Genomic DNA, 14,809 nt, shown 5'->3' on the forward strand with positions numbered 1-14,809 from the left:
CGCAGCGACGTGCCCGCCCAGCGCCCACCCGGCGTCGTCCGCCCTGATGCCCGCACTAGCGTGGCTCGCCGAGCTGGTACCCGCGCCCCCGCACGGTCCGGACCAGGTCGTCGGCGCCCGCGGCGGACAGCTTGCGGCGCAGGTAGCCGACGTAGACCTCCACGACGTTCCTGGTCGCCGCCCATTCGTCGCCCCACACCTCGTGCAGCAGCTCGTCCTTGGTCAGCACCGTCCCGGCCCGCAGGGCCAGGGCCTCCAGCAGCGCGTACTCGCGCGGGCTCAGGGTGACGTCGACGCCGTCGTACCGTGCGGTGCGCGCCTCCCGGTCGATCGTCAGCGGCCCGAGCCGGATCCGGTCCCGCGCGGTCCCCGCCGCCGCCCGGCGCAGGGTCGCGCGTAGCTGGGCGAGGAGCACCACGAAGGAGAACGGCTTGACCACGTAGCCGTCGGCCCCGAGGTCCAGGCCGTCGGCCTGGTCCACCTCGCCATCCTTCGCCGACACGAGCAGCACGGGCGTCGCGACGCCGTCGGACCGCAGCTCCTGGAGCACGCGGTACCCGGACAGGCCGGGAAGCATGATGTCCAGCAGGATCGCGTCGAACGACCCGGTGCGGGCCAGCTCGAGCGCCGACGGTCCGTCCGCGGCCACCGTGACGTCCATGCCCTCCGCGCGCAGGCCGCGGTCGAGCGCCTTGCGGACGCCCGGCTCGTCGTCGACCACGAGGATCTGCGGCCTCATGCCGCCCAGCATGCCGTATGGCAAGCCCCGCCGGAGCATGCCGCACGGAGCCCACCGCTCCCTGAGGAAGGTCTCAGCAGGCAAGGGGCATCGTTGTGGGTATCGGTAGCGCACACTGGTCGAGGAGCGAAGGAGCCGGACATGAGGCCCAGGACGAAGGCACTGGTCGCCGCGGGATCGGGAATCACCCTGGGGCTCGCCGGCCTCGCGCTGAGCGCCCTGCCCGCGGGTGCGGACGACGAGCCGGTGCTGCCGGAAATCGGCGCGGAGGAGCTGGTCGCCTCGGCGCTCGCGGCCGAGGCGCCGGCGTTCGCAGGAGAGGCCGAGCTGAAGAACGAGCTGGGCCTGCCCGCCGTACCCGGGACCGAGGCGCTCGACTTCGAGACGGTGCGCGTGTTCCACGACGGCAAGGAGGGCGCCCGGATCCAGGTCGAGCGGCAGGCGTCCGAGCTGACGTTGGTCAAGAACGCCGACGAGGCGTGGGCCTACGACTCGCAGGAGCGCACGGCCAAGGGCCTCACCTGGGACGCGGCCGACGCCGACGCCGCGCGCGGGCACGCCGAGGCCGAGCTGGCGGACCCGTCGCAGGCGGCCGCCGAGATCATCGAGCGCCTTCGTCCGACCAGCGACATCTTCGTGGACGGCACCGCGAAGGTCGCCGACCGCGCGGCGTACGAGCTGGTGCTGACGCCGAAGCCGTCCGAGAAGACGCTGCTGAGGGAGATCACCGTGGCGATCGACGCGGAGACGCGGATCCCGCTGCGGTTCGACGTCTTCGCAAACGGGACGTCCGATCCCGTCCTGTCGCTCGGTTTCGTCGAGCTGGAGCTCGGCGCGCAGGACGCGGACCTGTTCGAGTTCACGCCGCCGGACGGCGCTGAGGTCGAGACCACCGAGGCGGACGACGCCGCGGGCGCGCTCCGCGACGCCGGGGGCGAGGACGCCGTCGAGGAGCGGACGACGACGGTCGGCGACGGCTGGGACACCGTGGTCATCGGCGAGGCGCCCGCCGAGGCGCCGTCCGCGGACTCCTTCGAGGGCGCCCCGGAGGGCGCTCAGGACCTCGGCGGGATGCTCGAGCAGATCGGTGCACCGGTGTCCGGCGAGTTCGGCTCCGGGACCCACGTGCAGGTCGCCGTCGGCGGCGTCGTCCTCACCGACGACGGCCGCATCGCGGCCGGCGCGGTGCCGCGGCAGGTGCTCGTCGACGCCCTCGACTCGCTCGACGACACGGCCCGGCAGTGACGCAGGCGCACGCCGCCGAAGCGACGGTGCCGGAGGCCGCGAGCGGCTCCGGCACCGTGCTGGCCGCCCGCACCAGGGGGGCTGCGCAAGGTCTACCGCGGGACGGTCGCCGTGGACGGCGTCGACCTGGAGGTCCCCGAGGGCGCCGTGGTCGGGATGCTCGGTCCGAACGGCTCCGGCAAGACGACGACCATCCGGATGCTGCTCGGCCTGGTCCAGCCGACCGAGGGCGAGATCGAGCTGCTGGGCGTTCCGGTGCCCGGGTCCGCCGACCAGGTGCTCCCGCACGTCGGAGCCCTGGTGGAGGGGCCGGGCTTCCACCCGTTCCTGTCCGGCCGGGAGAACCTGCTGCGCTTCGCCGCCGCCGAGCCGCTGCTGGCCGGCGGCGGTCTCGATGGCGCCGTGTCGACGGCTCTGGAGCGCGTCGGGCTCGGGGGGAGCGGCCAGGAAGAAGTACCGCGCGTACTCGCTGGGCATGAAGCAGCGCCTCGGGCTCGCCTCGGCGCTGCTCGCGCCGCGCCGGCTGGTCGTGCTGGACGAGCCGACGAACGGGCTGGACCCGGCCGGCACCCAGGAGGTCCGCCGGATCATCGCCGAGCTGCACGACCGCGGCGTGACCGTGCTCGTGTCGTCCCACCTCCTCGCGGAGGTCGAGGCCACCTGCACCCACGTGGTGGTGCTGAACGCCGGGGTGGTGGTGGCGCAGGGCGCGCTGGACGACCTGCTGGAGTCCGGCAGCCCCACGCTGCTCGTGTCCACACCCGACGGCGCGGCAGCCGTGGACACCCTGCGGGACCACCGGATCCCCGCCCGGCTCGCGCCCGGCGGCGTCCGCGTGGACCTCACGACGGCGGAGCCCGCGACCGTGATCGAGACGCTGGTGCGCGGCGGTGCGCGCGTGGACGAGGCCCGGCGCGAGCGCACCGGCCTGGAGGAGGCCTTCGCCCGGCTCACGCACGACGTCGGCGACCTGGTCGGCGAGCTCGACGCCGAGGAACCGGAGGTGGCGCGATGACCGCCGAGACCATGTCGACCGCCCACGGCCCGGCGGCTGTGCCAGGCGCCGTCGCCCCCGGCCTGCCGGCCGGCAGGCGGCGCGCCCCGCTCGGGCGCCTGCTGCGGGCCGAGGTGCGGTGGATCTTCCGTCGTCCGCGCACCCTGGTGGTGCTGGCCCTGCTCGCCGCGCTCCCGGTGATCACCGGCATCGCCGTCGACCTGACGCTCGACGGCGGCGGCGCCCCCGTCGACGCCGGTCCGGTGGGCGCCGGCCCCGGCGCGTCCGACGGTGGCCCGCCGATCTTCGTGACGATGGCCACCAGCGCGTTCGTGCTGCCGCTCGGTTCGCTCATGACGTTGCTGATGCTCATGCTGCCGCTCACCGTGGCGATGGCGAGCGGCGACGCGCTGGCCGGCGAGCAGTCCCACGGCACGCTGCGCGGCTGGCTGCTCGCCCCCGTCTCCCGCGGCCGGCTGCTGCTGGTCAAGGCCGTGGGCGTGCTCGTCGTCGCGCTGGTCGCCTCCGGCGTCGTCGTCGCGTCCGGGCTGGTGACAGGGCTGGTCCTCGCGGGGACCGACGGCCTGGTGTCGATGTCCGGGACCGAGCTGTCGGTCGCCGACGTGCTGTGGCGACTGGGCGTCGCCGTCGCCTGGGCAACGCTCTACCTGATGGCGATCGGGGCCGTGGCGCTCGCCATCTCGGCGTCCACCGAGCACCCGATGGTGGTCGTGGTCGGCGTGCTCGGCGGGCTGATCGTGTCCGTCGTGCTGCTGCAGATCTCGGCGCTGGACTGGCTGCACCCGTACCTGCTGCCGTCGTCGCTCGCCGGCCTGGTCGATCTGATCCGCGACCCGGTCTCGTTCGACGGCCTGGCCGAGGGAGCGTTCCGGGCGGGGTGCTACCTCGTCATCGGCATCTCGCTGGCCTACGCGCGCCTCACGACCAGGGACGGCTGAGCGAGTTCGGCGCATTAAACGTTTAGCGCCGTGTCCAGCGGCGATACCCGCGTCCTACGTTTCCCTCGACCGCGCCGCTGACGTCGCACGAGACGGAGACCACGACATGACCATCGATGCTCCAGGCCCCACCGAGGCCGTCAGATCCGCCGCACCACGCCCGGCAGCCCAGGCCGCAGCGCGTACCTCGGCACGAGACGCCGAACCCGCCGCCGGCGCTCGCGGCTGGCCGGCACTCGTGGGACGGGCCGCTCCCGTGCTCGGCTGGCTGGTCACGCTCGTGATCGCCGTGAACCTCGGCCAGGGCGCGTACGGCCAGCTCACCGAGTCCGAGCGGTCCGTCGGCATGTTCGAGGCCATCGGGTACCCGGCGTCCGCCGTCCTGCTGATCGGGGTGCTGCAGGCCGCGGCGGTGGTGCTCTACGTCGTGCCGTGGACGGCGTTCCTGGGCGGGCTGCTGCTGACCGCCTACCTGGGCGGCGCTGTGGCCGCGCACATCCGGCTGGAGGACTCGTTGTCGCACACGCTCATGCCCGTCCTGTACGCCGTCGGCGTCTGGGCCGCGCTGTTCCTGCGCAGCGAGCGCATCCGCTGGGCCGTCCTGACCGGACGCTGATCTCGTCGGGGCGCACCGTGGCGCGCGGCAACGGCGCCGTGAATCACGTTGCGCCCCGGCGTGGGGTCGTGGCAGGCTTTCTCTGCTCCTGCGGGCGGTCCGCGGTGTGAGGGAGCGACCGGAAGGACTGTGATGACAGGCATCTCCCGGTACGAGACCACCTCGCGCTGACGCCTGTCCCGCCGCACCTTTCGTCGCGGCATCCCGGCGTCGGCACCAGCCACCACCCGGGAGTCCTTCCATGTTGTCCAACCCTTCTGTCGTGCTGCACGACGTCACCTTTGCCTGGCCCGACGGCGCCGTCGCGCTCGACCACGTCTCCGGTTCCTTCGGCCGCGGCCGCACGGGCCTGACCGGCCTCAACGGGGCGGGGAAGTCCACCCTGCTGCGCCTGGTCGCCGGGCTCCTCACGCCGACGTCCGGCAAGGTCACCCTGAGCGGGACCGCCGACTACCTGCCGCAGCGGATCACCCTCGACGCCTCACCCCACGAGATTCCCTCGCTGCGCTCCGGAATCTCGCGAGGACCCCGAGGCCGTGCCACGGTCGCCGACCTGCTCGGCATCTCGCCGGTCGTGCGCGCGCTGCGCGCCATCGAGTCGGGCGACGTCGACCCGGCGCACTTCGACGTCGTCGGCGACGACTGGGACGTCGAGGAGCGCGCGGTCGCCCTGCTCTCGGCCACGGGGCTGCCCACCGGGCTGGACCGCTCGGTCGCGACGCTCTCGGGCGGCGAGACGATGCTCACCGCGATCACCGGCGTCCGCTTGCGGCAGTCGAACGGGAGCGCCGCCGTCGCCCTGCTGGACGAGCCGACCAACAACCTCGACGGCGGCGCCCGCGAGCGCCTGTACGAGCTGGTGCGGGGCTGGCGGGGCGCGCTCGTCGTCGTCTCGCACGACCTGGCGCTGCTGGAGCTGATGGACGAGACGGCTGAGCTGCGCGCCGGCTCGCTGACCACCTTCGGTGGTCCGTACTCGGAATACCGGGCGTGGCTGGAGGTGCAGCAGGAGGCGGCGGCGCAGACGTTGCGCGCGGCGGAGCAGACGCTGCGCCGGGAGAAGCGGCAGCGGATCGAGGCCGAGGAGCGGATAGCGCACAGCGAGCGCAAGGGGCGCAAGGACGCCGCGAACAGCAAGTACGTGAAGGCGGTGATCAACGACCGCCGCAACAGTGCGGAGAAGTCGCAGGGTTCGCGCCGGGGGATGCTCGACGACAAGGTGGACGCGGCCCGGGCGGCTGTGGACCAGGCGGAGCGCGCGGTGCGGGACGACGACCGGATCTCCGTCGACCTGCCCGACCCGGGTGTCCCGGCGGGCCGTCGGCTGGCGGTGCTCCGCGGCGCGGACGGCCGGGAGGTGGTGATCCAGGGCCCGGAGCGCATAGCCCTCACGGGCCCGAACGGCGTAGGCAAGACAACCTTGCTGGAGCACCTCCTCCACCCCACGGCCCCGTTGAGTGCTGGATATTCGCCCCATGAAGTCGCTCCGGACGGGCGAATATCCAGCACTCAACGAGGTGGGGCGGGGGGTGAGGTGCTGACCGAAAGGGTGGCCTATCTGCCGCAGCGGGTGGACGTGTTGGCTGACGACGTTGCCGTGCTGGAGGCCGTGCGGGCGGGGGCGCCGCACGTGCCGCCGGGGGAGCTGCGCAACCGCCTGGCGCGGTTCCTCGTGCGGGGCGCTGCGGTGGACCGGCCGGTCGCGACGCTGTCGGGCGGCGAGCGGTTCCGGGTGGCGCTGGCGAGCCTGCTCCTGGCCGACCCGCCCGCGCAGCTGCTGCTGCTGGACGAGCCGACGAACAACCTCGACATCGCGAGCACCGACCAGCTCGTCGACGCGCTGTCGGCGTACCGGGGTGCGGTCCTGGTGGTGAGCCACGACAAGACGTTCCTGGACCGGCTGGACCTGGACGCGGAGATCCGCCTGGACGCGGAGGGCAACCTGACGGAGATGCGTCGGTAGCGCGGTGTGGGCGGTGTACGGGGAAGCCCTGATGTTGCGGGTGTCAAAGAAGTCGTAAGTTCTCCTTACTTACAAGCTTGAAAGTATCAAGGAGGACGACCATGCAAGCACGTCTACGGCGCCGTGTGTTCGGTGGCCTCGCGGTTCTGTCCATGGCACTCGTGACCGCGCTGACGCTCGGCGGCGGCGCGCTGCCCGCGCAGGCGGCCACGGGTGCCATCACCGGCTACGGCGGCAAGTGCGTCGACGTCGCCGCGGCGAACAGCGCGAACGGAACACAGGTCCAGCTCTACGGCTGCAACGGCACGAACGCGCAGAGCTGGGACGTGCGCGACGACGGCACGGTCCGCGCGCTCGGCAAGTGTCTCGACGCCGCGGGCGGGAGCTCCGCGAACGGGACCCGCGCCCAGCTCTGGGACTGCAACGGCACCGCCGCGCAGCGGTGGACCGCCGGTGGTGACGGCACGCTGCGCGTGCTGGGCAAGTGCCTGGACGCGACCGGGCCCAGCTCGGCCGACGGCACGCCGCTGCAGCTCTGGGACTGCACCGCCGGGGCCGCCAACCAGCGCTGGACGCTCCCGTCGGGCGGTGGCAACCCGCAGCCCAACCCGGCCAAGATGCCGGCCGCCCCGTACCTCTACCTCGGCTGGGGCAACCCGCCGAGCGCCACCTCGGTGATGAGCCAGACGGGCATCCGGGCGTTCACCATGGCGTTCATCCTGTCCTCCGGCGGCTGCAACCCCGCCTGGGACGGCAGCCGCCCGCTCACCGGCGGCGTCGACCAGCAGACCATCAACGCGATCAAGGCCGCGGGCGGTCAGGTACAGATCTCGTTCGGCGGCTGGTCCGGCAACAAGCTCGGCCCGAACTGCTCGACGCCGGCCGCTTTCGCCGGGGCCGTGCAGCAGGTCATCAACGCCCACCAGCCGAACGTCGTCGACTTCGACATCGAGAACTCCGACGAGTTCGAGAACTACACCGTCCAGGACCGCATCCTCCAGGGCCTGATCATCGTTAAGCAGAACAACCCGAACGTGAAGATCGCCGTCACGATCGGCACCGGCCGCAGCGGCCCGGAGGGTGCGGGCACCCGGCTGATCAACCGGGCCGCGCAGCTGGGCGTTCCCATCGACAACTACACGATCATGCCGTTCAACTTCGGCTCCTCGAACATCGCGCAGGACACGATCAACGCGTCCGAGGGGCTGAAGAACCAGCTCAAGGCGGCCAACGGGTGGACCGACGCCCAGGCGTACGCGCACATGGGCATCTCCGGGATGAACGGGAGCTCCGACCAGGGCGAGGTCACCACGACGGCCGCCTGGACCCAGATCCGTGACTACGCGCGGAACAACGGGCTGACGCGGTTCGCGTTCTGGTCGGTCAACCGGGACCAGCCGGGGTACGACTTCACGCGCATCACGGCGGGGTTCTGATGCGCCCCGGACGTCACGGGGCGGCGGGGGCGCTGGTCGGCGTCGGTGTGAGCGTCGCGGTAGCCGTCGGCATGCTGCTGTCGACGGCGGGGGCTGCCAGCGGGGCTGTCGGCGGGACCGCTAGCGGGACGACGACGGTGGGCGCACCCGCCGCCGTCGGGCAGGCCGCGGTGCCAGACGGCGGACCCGCCGCCGTCCCGGCGGACGTGCCCACCACGTTCACGCACCCCGGGGTGCACGTCAGCCGGTCGCAGCTCGACTTCGTGCGGCAGCAGGTGCAGGCCGGCGCGCAGCCGTGGCGGCGGGCGTACGACTCGATGATGGGCAGCCGGTACGCGTCCCTCTCGTACACGCCGCACCCGCGGGCCGTCGTCGAGTGCGGGTCGTACTCCAACCCCAACTACGGGTGCACCGACGAGCGGGAGGACGCCATCGCGGCGTACACGCATGCGCTCGCCTGGTCGGTCACCGGCGACGCGCGGTACGCCCAGAAGTCGATAGCGATCATGAACGCGTGGTCGCCCGTGATCCGGGACCACACCAACTCCAACGCGCCCCTGCAGACGGCGTGGGCGGGCTCGGTGTGGCCGCGGGCCGCGGAGATCATCCGGTACACGGGCGCGGGCTGGGCGGCGGCCGACGTCGACCGGTTCGAGACGATGCTGCGCGACGTGTACCTGCCCGAGGTGATCAACGGCTCCCGCAGCAACGGCAACTGGGAGCTGTCGATGATGGAGGCCGCCGTCGGCATCGCCGTCTTCCTCGACGACCGGAACGCGTACGCCTCGGCGAGGCAGCGGTTCCTCGTGCGGGTGCCCGCCTTCATCTACCTGACCTCCGACGGGTCGGTGCCGCGCACCGTTCCCGGCACGGGCCGGGACACGCCCGACCAGATCTTCGCGTTCTGGCACAACCAGCGCACGCTGGTCAACGGCCTCGCGCAGGAGACCTGCCGGGACTTCACGCACACCGGTTACGGCCTGTCGGCGATCTCGCACGTCGCGGAGACCGCCGCCATCCAGGGTGACGACCTGTACCCGCAGGTGGGGGAGCGGCTGCGGCATGCCCTCGGCCTGCACTCCACCTACCAGCGCGGTACCGCCGTGCCGTCGTGGCTCTGCGGGGGTTCGGTGCACCTGGGCCTCGGCCCGATCACCGAGGTCGGCTTCAACGCGCTGCACAACCGGCAGGGCCACGGGATGACGAACACCCAGGCCCTGACCGAGTCGATGCGGCCCCAGGGCACGAACAACCTGTTCGTGGCGTGGGAGACCCTGACGCACGCGGACAACCCGCGCGTGCTCGGCTGACCCCCCGTTGAGTGCGGGCTATTTGTGGGACGACGGCCGCCCGTTCCACGAATAGCCCGCACTCAACGAGCCAGGCCGATGTGTTTCATGGGTAAAGATGTGGGTATGACCTCTGCGAGCACCACCACCGAGGGCGCCGACATCGTCCTCGACCCGGCCAACCCCTTCGCCGCCCCGTCCACCCTCCCGTACGAGCTGCCCGACTTCGCGGCGATCCGGGAGGAGCACTACGAGCCCGCGGTGGTCGCGGGCATGGCCGCGCACCGCGCGGAGGTCGAGGCCATCGCGACCAACCCGGAGCCGGCGACCGTCGAGAACACCCTGGAGGCGCTCGAACGCGCGGGCCAGCTCCTCGGCCGCGCGGCGACGGCGTTCTACGGCACGCTGCCCGCGGACTCGACGCCCGGCCTGGAGGACATCCAGGAGCGGCTCGCGCCGCTGCTCGCCGCGCACCAGGACGCCATCAGCATGGACCCCCGCCTCTACGCCCGGGTGCAGTCCCTGGCCGGCCAGGCGCTCGAACCGGACGCCGCCTACCTGCTCGACAAGCTCGTCACGCAGTTCGAGCGGTCCGGCATCGCGCTCCCGGAGGCCGACCAGGAGCGCCTGCGCGAGCTCAACTCCCGGATCACGACGCTGCAGGCCAGTTTCGGACGCAAGCTCCTGGCGGGTGCCAACGAGGCGAGCGTGCTCGTGACCGACGAGGCAGAGCTCGCCGGCCTGTCCCCGGACGCCGTCGCCGGGGCGCGCGCGGCCGCCGAGGCCCGCGGGCAGGAGGGCTGGCTCCTGGAGATGCAGCTCTTCACGCACCAGAACGTGCTGGCGTCCCTGGCTGACGCCGGCCTCCGGGCGCGGGTCCAGGCGGCCTCGGCGTCGCGCGGCGCGACGGGCGGCGAGACCGACACGCGCGAGGTGCTCCTGGAGCTCGCCCGCCTGCGGGCGGAGCACGCGCAGTTCCTCGGCTACGAGCACCACGCCGCCTACATCGCCGCGGACGCCACCGCCGGCACCACCACCGCCGTCAACGAGATGCTCGCCCGGCTCGCACCCGCCGCCGTCGCCAACGCGCGGCGCGAGGCGGCCGAGCTCGCGAAGGTGGGCGGCACGGCCGACGTGGCCGCCGCCGACTGGTCCTACCTCAACGAGGCGGTGCGCAAGGAGCGGTTCAACCTGGACGACGCCGCCCTGCGCCCCTACCTCGAGCTCGAACGCGTCGTGCACGACGGCGTGTTCAAGGCAGCGACCCTCCTGTTCGGGCTCTCCTTCACCGAACGGCACGACCTGGCCGGCTACCACCCCGACGTGCGCGTCTTCGAGGTGTTCGACGCACCAGAGCCGGGCGAGCCCGACGAAGGCCTCGGCCTCTTCCTCGCCGACTGGTACACCCGCGAGTCCAAGCGCGGCGGGGCCTGGATGAACAGCCTCGTGAACCAGAGCCACCTCCTGGGCCAGAAGCCCGTGGTCGTCAACAACCTCAACATCGTCAAGCCGCCCGCCGGCGAGCCCACCCTGCTCGTGTGGGACGAGGTCACCACGCTGTTCCACGAGTTCGGGCACGCCCTGCACGGCCTGCTCAGCGACGTGCGCTACCCGTCCCGGTCGGGAACCTCCGTGCCGCGCGACTTCGTCGAGTACCCCTCGCAGGTCAACGAGATGTGGTCCTGGGAGCCGGAGATCCTGCGGTCCTTCGCCGTGCACCACGCGACCGGCGAGCCGATGCCCGCCGAGTGGGTGGACACCATGCTCGCGTCCCGCATCTGGGGCGAGGGCTTCGCGACGACGGAGTACCTCGCCGCCGCCCTCCTCGACCAGGCGTGGCACCAGCTGACGCCGGACCAGGTCCCGACGTCGGTCGACGACGTGCTGCCCTTCGAGGCGGCGGCGCTCGCGGCGGCCGGCGTCGACTTCGACGCGGTGCCCCCGCGGTACCGCACCACGTACTTCAACCACGTCTTCGGTGGTGGTGGCTACTCGGCCGGGTACTACTCCTACATCTGGTCGGAGGTGCTCGACGCCGACACCGTCGAGTGGTACGCCGAGAACGGCGGCCTGACCCGGGAGAACGGCGAGGCGTTCCGCCGCAAGCTGCTCGCGCGCGGCGGGTCGCAGGACCCGCTCGCGTCGTTCGAGGACCTGCTGGGACGGGCGCCCGAGATCGCGCCGCTCCTCAAGCGGCGCGGCCTGGCCTGAGGTTCAGTCTGCGAGACGCGCCCCCGGCCTGTGCTGGGAGCGCGTCTCGGGCCGGTTACGGTGGCTCCGTGACCGACACCTTTCCGACCCCCACGCCCGTGCCCACCGCCGCCGACGAGGTCATCCGGATCTGCCAGGAGCTGATCCGGTTCGACACGTCGAACTACGGGAACAACGAGGGCCCGGGGGAGCGCGCCGCGGCCGAGTACGTCATGGAGCTGCTGCACGAGGTCGGGCTGGAGCCCGAGCTGTTCGAGTCCGAGCCGGGGCGCGCGTCCGTCGTCGTCCGCCTGGAGGGCCAGGACCGCACCAGGCCCGCCCTCGTGCTGCACGGGCACCTCGACGTCGTGCCCGCGGCCAAGGACGACTGGACCGTGGACCCGTTCGGCGGTGAGGAGACGGACGGCCTGCTCTGGGGCCGCGGCGCCGTCGACATGAAGGACATGGACGCCATGATCCTGGCGGTCGTGCGGCAGATGGTGCGCGAGGGCCGCAAGCCCGCGCGCGACGTCGTCGTCGCGTTCTTCGCCGACGAGGAGGCAGGCGGCGTGTACGGCGCCCGGTGGGCGGTCGACCACCGCCCCGACCTGTTCGAGGGCGCCACCGAGGCGATCTCCGAGGTGGGCGGCTACTCGGTCGAGGTGGGCGGCAAGCGCGCCTACCTGCTGCAGACGGCGGAGAAGGGCATCGCCTGGCTGCGCCTGATCGCCGACGGTACGGCCGGGCACGGCTCGCAGGTCAACCCGGACAACGCCGTGACCGAGCTCGCGGCCGCCGTCGCGCGCATCGGGCAGCACGCCTGGCCGTACACGATCACGCCGACCGTGGACGCGCTGCTGCGCGGCGTCGGGGACCTCACGGGCCTTCCGGTCGACTACGAGGACCCGGCGACCATCGACGCGCTGGTCGCGGCGCTGGGCCCGGTCGCGAAGTTCGTGGGCGCCACGGTGCGCAACACGTCCAACCCGACCCAGCTCGACGCCGGCTACAAGGCCAACGTCATCCCCGGGCGTGCAGAAGCGGCGATCGACGTGCGCCTCCTGCCGGGCCAGGAGGAGTCGGGCATGGCGACGCTGCGCGAGCTCGCCGGCCCGCGCGTGCGCATCGAGCCGATCCACCTGGACACGGCGCTCGAGGTGCCGTTCAGCGGGAACCTGGTGGACGCCATGGTCGCGGCGATCGACGCCGAGGACCCGGGCGCGAAGGTGCTGCCGTACACGCTCTCGGGCGGCACGGACAACAAGTCGCTCCACCGGCTCGGGATCACCGGCTACGGGTTCGCGCCGCTGCAGCTCACGAACGACCTCGACTTCGCGGGCATGTTCCACGGCGTGGACGAGCGCGTACCCACCGAGGCCCTGAAGTTCGGCACGCGCGTCCTGGACCGCCTCCTGACCACCTGCTGACCCCGCATCGCCGAAGTAGAGCGCCTGTCCGGGTCTCCCCGGCGTGGACCAGGAGACCCGGACAGGCGCTCTACTTCGGCGAACCGGGGGTCAGTCGAGGGTCGAGGAGACTCTGATGATCTTGCGGCGGAGCCAGACCTTACGTCTGCCGCCGATGTAGAGAAGGGTCCTTGCCAGCTCCCAACGGCCGTACTCGGCCTCTTCGGTGAGCAGTCGGCGGGCGTCCGGCACGCTGGTGTCCGGATCGAACGTCACGATGCGGTACTCGTACTGGCTGTGCTTGCGGAACACGGAGCCGTCTCTCGCCATCTGATGCACCGTCCTCGGGTCACGGGTGAGGTCAGTTTATGCCGTTTTCCAACCGGGGCCGGCAGCGACATACTTCGTAGCGCCCATTGTGACCCCACCGGGCCGCCGAGCACAGTGACCGAGGTCGCACCTGGTCGCGTGTCGCGGCGGAGCGCGGCCATGTTCCCTGGTCAGGGATCCGGACAGATCCGGCACCGCACGGCCCCGACCGGGCGGCGCCACCCCCGGGATATCCGCAGTAACGATCACGAATTGCGATCCCGCTGGCCTGAACCTGGCGCTACAGTTCAAGGCATGACCGTTGAACCGCGTGCCGCGCTAGATCGCCTCATTGCCGCACTCGAGGCCCATCACCACGCGGTCGCCACTCGCCGGAGTGACGACGACCCCGCCGTCGACGACGCGTACGACGTGCTCGCCGACGCCTACGAGGTGTACGAGGACTCCCTGGCCACGGTGTTCGGCGAAGTGACGCCGTTCTACCTGGCCGACGAGGTCGATGACGACGACGAAGACGATGACGACGAGGACCTCGAGGACATCGACTTCGACGACGACCTGGACGAGGCAGAGGAATCCGTGGAGGAGGACGAGCCGCAGCCTGCGCAGCAGCGCTGACCCGGCACCGACGCGGGCACGGACTCGGGCAGGGACGCGGGCACGGTCACCAGCGTTCCGGGTAGCCGATCTCGGGGGCGGAGACGTCGTCGAGGGCGGCATGCACCTCGTAGGGCAGCTCGAGGCTCGCGGCCTCCAGCGACGAGCGGAGCTGCGCGGGCGTCCGCGCGCCCACGATCGCCGACGCGATGCCCTCGCGCTCCAGCAGCCACGCGATGGCGACCTCCCCGGCGGTACGGCCGAGCCCTTCGGCGGCGGTCGCCACCGCCTCGACGACGGCGGACGCGGAACCCTCCAGGTACGGCTGCACGAAGCCGGCGAGGGCCCCGGCCGCCCGGGAGTCCGCCGGGATGGCGCGCCGGTACTTGCCGGTGAGCACGCCGCGCCCGAGCGGTGACCAGGCGAGCAGCCCGGCGCCCAGGGCGTCCGCGGCGGGCAGCACGTCGCGCTCCACGCCGCGCTGCAGCAGGGAGTACTCGAGCTCGACGGCGGCCAGGCCGACGTCCGGCTCGAGCAGAGTCGCGACACGCGCCGTGGCCCAGCCCGGGTGGTTGCTCAGCCCCACGTAGCGGGCACGCCCCGTGGTGACGGCGATGCGCAGCGCGTTGCAGGTCTCCTCGAGCGAGGTGTGCGGGTCGGGGCAGGCCACGAGGAACAGGTCGACGTGGTCGGTCCCCATGCGCCGCAGCGACTCGTCGAGGCTGTCGAGCAGGGCGCCGCGCGAGGCGTCCACGACGCGGCCCGAGCCGCCGTCGGGCCGCGACTCCGAGCGGATGCCCGCCTTGGTGGCGAGCACGAGCTCGTCGCGCGCCACCTTGCCGGACAGCAGCGTGCCGATGACACGCTCGGAGTCGCCGTCGGCATAGCTGGCGGCGGTGTCGACGAGGCTGCCGCCGGCGTCGAGGAAGTCCCGAACCTGCTCGGCCGCGTCGATCTCGTCGGTGTCGCGGCCCCATGTCATGGTCCCGAGCCCGAGTTCGGAGACCCGTAGGCCAGACCTGCCTACGCGGCGTCGTTCCATGTC

13 protein-coding genes and 1 pseudogene are annotated in these 14,809 nt (G+C 72.3%); 11 read left to right on the top strand and 3 right to left on the bottom strand.

Going from position 1 to position 14,809, the window contains the following annotated elements; genetic code table 11:
* Positions 1-55 precede the first annotated feature (55 nt).
* Entirely contained in the window at positions 56-739 is a 684-nt protein-coding gene (locus ACNYC2_RS09135) for a response regulator transcription factor (RefSeq protein ID WP_419706712.1), read from the bottom strand.
* 141 nt (positions 740-880) lie between these two features.
* On the opposite strand from ACNYC2_RS09135, the gene ACNYC2_RS09140 reads away from it, so the two are divergent.
* From ACNYC2_RS09140 to ACNYC2_RS09185, 10 genes and pseudogenes are all read left to right on the top strand, one after another.
* Positions 881-1,984, top strand: a complete 1,104-nt coding sequence (locus ACNYC2_RS09140; RefSeq protein WP_419706713.1) for an outer membrane lipoprotein carrier protein LolA — start codon at positions 881-883, stop codon at positions 1,982-1,984.
* A 156-nt stretch (positions 1,985-2,140) separates the two neighbouring features.
* Positions 2,141-2,474: pseudogene (locus ACNYC2_RS09145) on the top strand (ATP-binding cassette domain-containing protein); the annotation flags it as partial.
* Positions 2,460-2,999, top strand: a complete 540-nt coding sequence (locus ACNYC2_RS09150) for an AAA family ATPase (protein WP_419707801.1) — start codon at positions 2,460-2,462, stop codon at positions 2,997-2,999. The pseudogene ACNYC2_RS09145 and the gene ACNYC2_RS09150, both read left to right, overlap by 15 nt.
* Positions 2,996-3,937 (top strand): ABC transporter permease subunit, encoded by a 942-nt coding sequence (locus ACNYC2_RS09155; protein WP_419706714.1) that lies wholly within the window; start codon positions 2,996-2,998, stop codon positions 3,935-3,937. Before ACNYC2_RS09150 ends, ACNYC2_RS09155 begins: the two co-directional genes overlap by 4 nt.
* 106 nt (positions 3,938-4,043) lie before the next feature.
* Complete coding sequence (locus tag ACNYC2_RS09160) at positions 4,044-4,553, top strand: DoxX family protein (RefSeq protein WP_419706715.1); 510 nt, start codon at positions 4,044-4,046, stop codon at positions 4,551-4,553.
* A 241-nt stretch (positions 4,554-4,794) separates the two neighbouring features.
* Positions 4,795-6,516: an ABC-F family ATP-binding cassette domain-containing protein gene (locus ACNYC2_RS09165; protein WP_419706716.1), complete on the top strand. Its 1,722-nt coding sequence runs from the start codon at positions 4,795-4,797 to the stop codon at positions 6,514-6,516.
* A 101-nt stretch (positions 6,517-6,617) separates the two neighbouring features.
* Positions 6,618-7,952, top strand: a complete 1,335-nt coding sequence (locus tag ACNYC2_RS09170) for a ricin-type beta-trefoil lectin domain protein (protein WP_419706717.1) — start codon at positions 6,618-6,620, stop codon at positions 7,950-7,952.
* The gene (locus ACNYC2_RS09175; RefSeq protein ID WP_419706718.1) at positions 7,952-9,262 is read left to right on the top strand and encodes an alginate lyase family protein; all 1,311 of its coding nucleotides are present in this window, start codon (positions 7,952-7,954) and stop codon (positions 9,260-9,262) included. The genes ACNYC2_RS09170 and ACNYC2_RS09175 overlap by 1 nt, the downstream gene beginning before the upstream one ends.
* A gap of 105 nt (positions 9,263-9,367) precedes the next feature.
* Positions 9,368-11,452 (top strand): M3 family metallopeptidase, encoded by a 2,085-nt coding sequence (locus ACNYC2_RS09180; protein ID WP_419706719.1) that lies wholly within the window; start codon positions 9,368-9,370, stop codon positions 11,450-11,452.
* A gap of 68 nt (positions 11,453-11,520) precedes the next feature.
* Positions 11,521-12,858 carry a M20/M25/M40 family metallo-hydrolase gene (locus ACNYC2_RS09185; protein WP_419706720.1) on the top strand — a complete coding sequence of 446 codons (1,338 nt, stop codon included), beginning with the start codon at positions 11,521-11,523 and terminating at the stop codon, positions 12,856-12,858.
* Between the two features lie 90 nt (positions 12,859-12,948).
* Here the strand turns inward: ACNYC2_RS09185 and ACNYC2_RS09190 are convergent, their stop codons facing one another.
* Positions 12,949-13,167 carry a DUF5703 family protein gene (locus ACNYC2_RS09190; protein WP_357442612.1) on the bottom strand — a complete coding sequence of 73 codons (219 nt, stop codon included), beginning with the start codon at positions 13,165-13,167 and terminating at the stop codon, positions 12,949-12,951.
* Between the two features lie 294 nt (positions 13,168-13,461).
* Here ACNYC2_RS09190 and ACNYC2_RS09195 point away from each other — a divergent pair, with 294 nt between their 5' ends.
* Positions 13,462-13,785: a primosomal protein gene (locus ACNYC2_RS09195; RefSeq protein ID WP_419706721.1), complete on the top strand. Its 324-nt coding sequence runs from the start codon at positions 13,462-13,464 to the stop codon at positions 13,783-13,785.
* A 46-nt stretch (positions 13,786-13,831) separates the two neighbouring features.
* On the opposite strand, the gene ACNYC2_RS09200 is transcribed toward ACNYC2_RS09195, so the two are convergent.
* Positions 13,832-14,806 (bottom strand): aldo/keto reductase, encoded by a 975-nt coding sequence (locus tag ACNYC2_RS09200; RefSeq protein WP_419706722.1) that lies wholly within the window; start codon positions 14,804-14,806, stop codon positions 13,832-13,834.
* Positions 14,807-14,809: the final 3 nt, after the last annotated feature.

Source organism: Promicromonospora sp. NFX87 (assembly GCF_048564965.1).
GTDB lineage: Bacteria > Actinomycetota > Actinomycetes > Actinomycetales > Cellulomonadaceae > Promicromonospora.

Bases quoted from the DNA above. Each gene is read 5' to 3' on its own strand.
- ACNYC2_RS09165 (WP_419706716.1), top strand. From the start codon at position 4,795: ATGTTGTCCAACCCTTCTGTCGTGCTGCACGACGTCACCTTTGCCTGG.
- ACNYC2_RS09170 (WP_419706717.1), top strand. From the start codon at position 6,618: ATGCAAGCACGTCTACGGCGCCGTGTGTTCGGTGGCCTCGCGGTTCTG.
- ACNYC2_RS09160 (WP_419706715.1), top strand. From the start codon at position 4,044: ATGACCATCGATGCTCCAGGCCCCACCGAGGCCGTCAGATCCGCCGCA.
- ACNYC2_RS09150 (WP_419707801.1), top strand. From the start codon at position 2,460: ATGAAGCAGCGCCTCGGGCTCGCCTCGGCGCTGCTCGCGCCGCGCCGG.
- ACNYC2_RS09140 (WP_419706713.1), top strand. From the start codon at position 881: ATGAGGCCCAGGACGAAGGCACTGGTCGCCGCGGGATCGGGAATCACC.
- ACNYC2_RS09135 (WP_419706712.1), bottom strand. From the start codon at position 739: ATGAGGCCGCAGATCCTCGTGGTCGACGACGAGCCGGGCGTCCGCAAG.
- ACNYC2_RS09195 (WP_419706721.1), top strand. From the start codon at position 13,462: ATGACCGTTGAACCGCGTGCCGCGCTAGATCGCCTCATTGCCGCACTC.
- ACNYC2_RS09180 (WP_419706719.1), top strand. From the start codon at position 9,368: ATGACCTCTGCGAGCACCACCACCGAGGGCGCCGACATCGTCCTCGAC.
- ACNYC2_RS09200 (WP_419706722.1), bottom strand. From the start codon at position 14,806: ATGGAACGACGCCGCGTAGGCAGGTCTGGCCTACGGGTCTCCGAACTC.
- ACNYC2_RS09175 (WP_419706718.1), top strand. From the start codon at position 7,952: ATGCGCCCCGGACGTCACGGGGCGGCGGGGGCGCTGGTCGGCGTCGGT.
- ACNYC2_RS09155 (WP_419706714.1), top strand. From the start codon at position 2,996: ATGACCGCCGAGACCATGTCGACCGCCCACGGCCCGGCGGCTGTGCCA.
- ACNYC2_RS09190 (WP_357442612.1), bottom strand. From the start codon at position 13,167: ATGGCGAGAGACGGCTCCGTGTTCCGCAAGCACAGCCAGTACGAGTAC.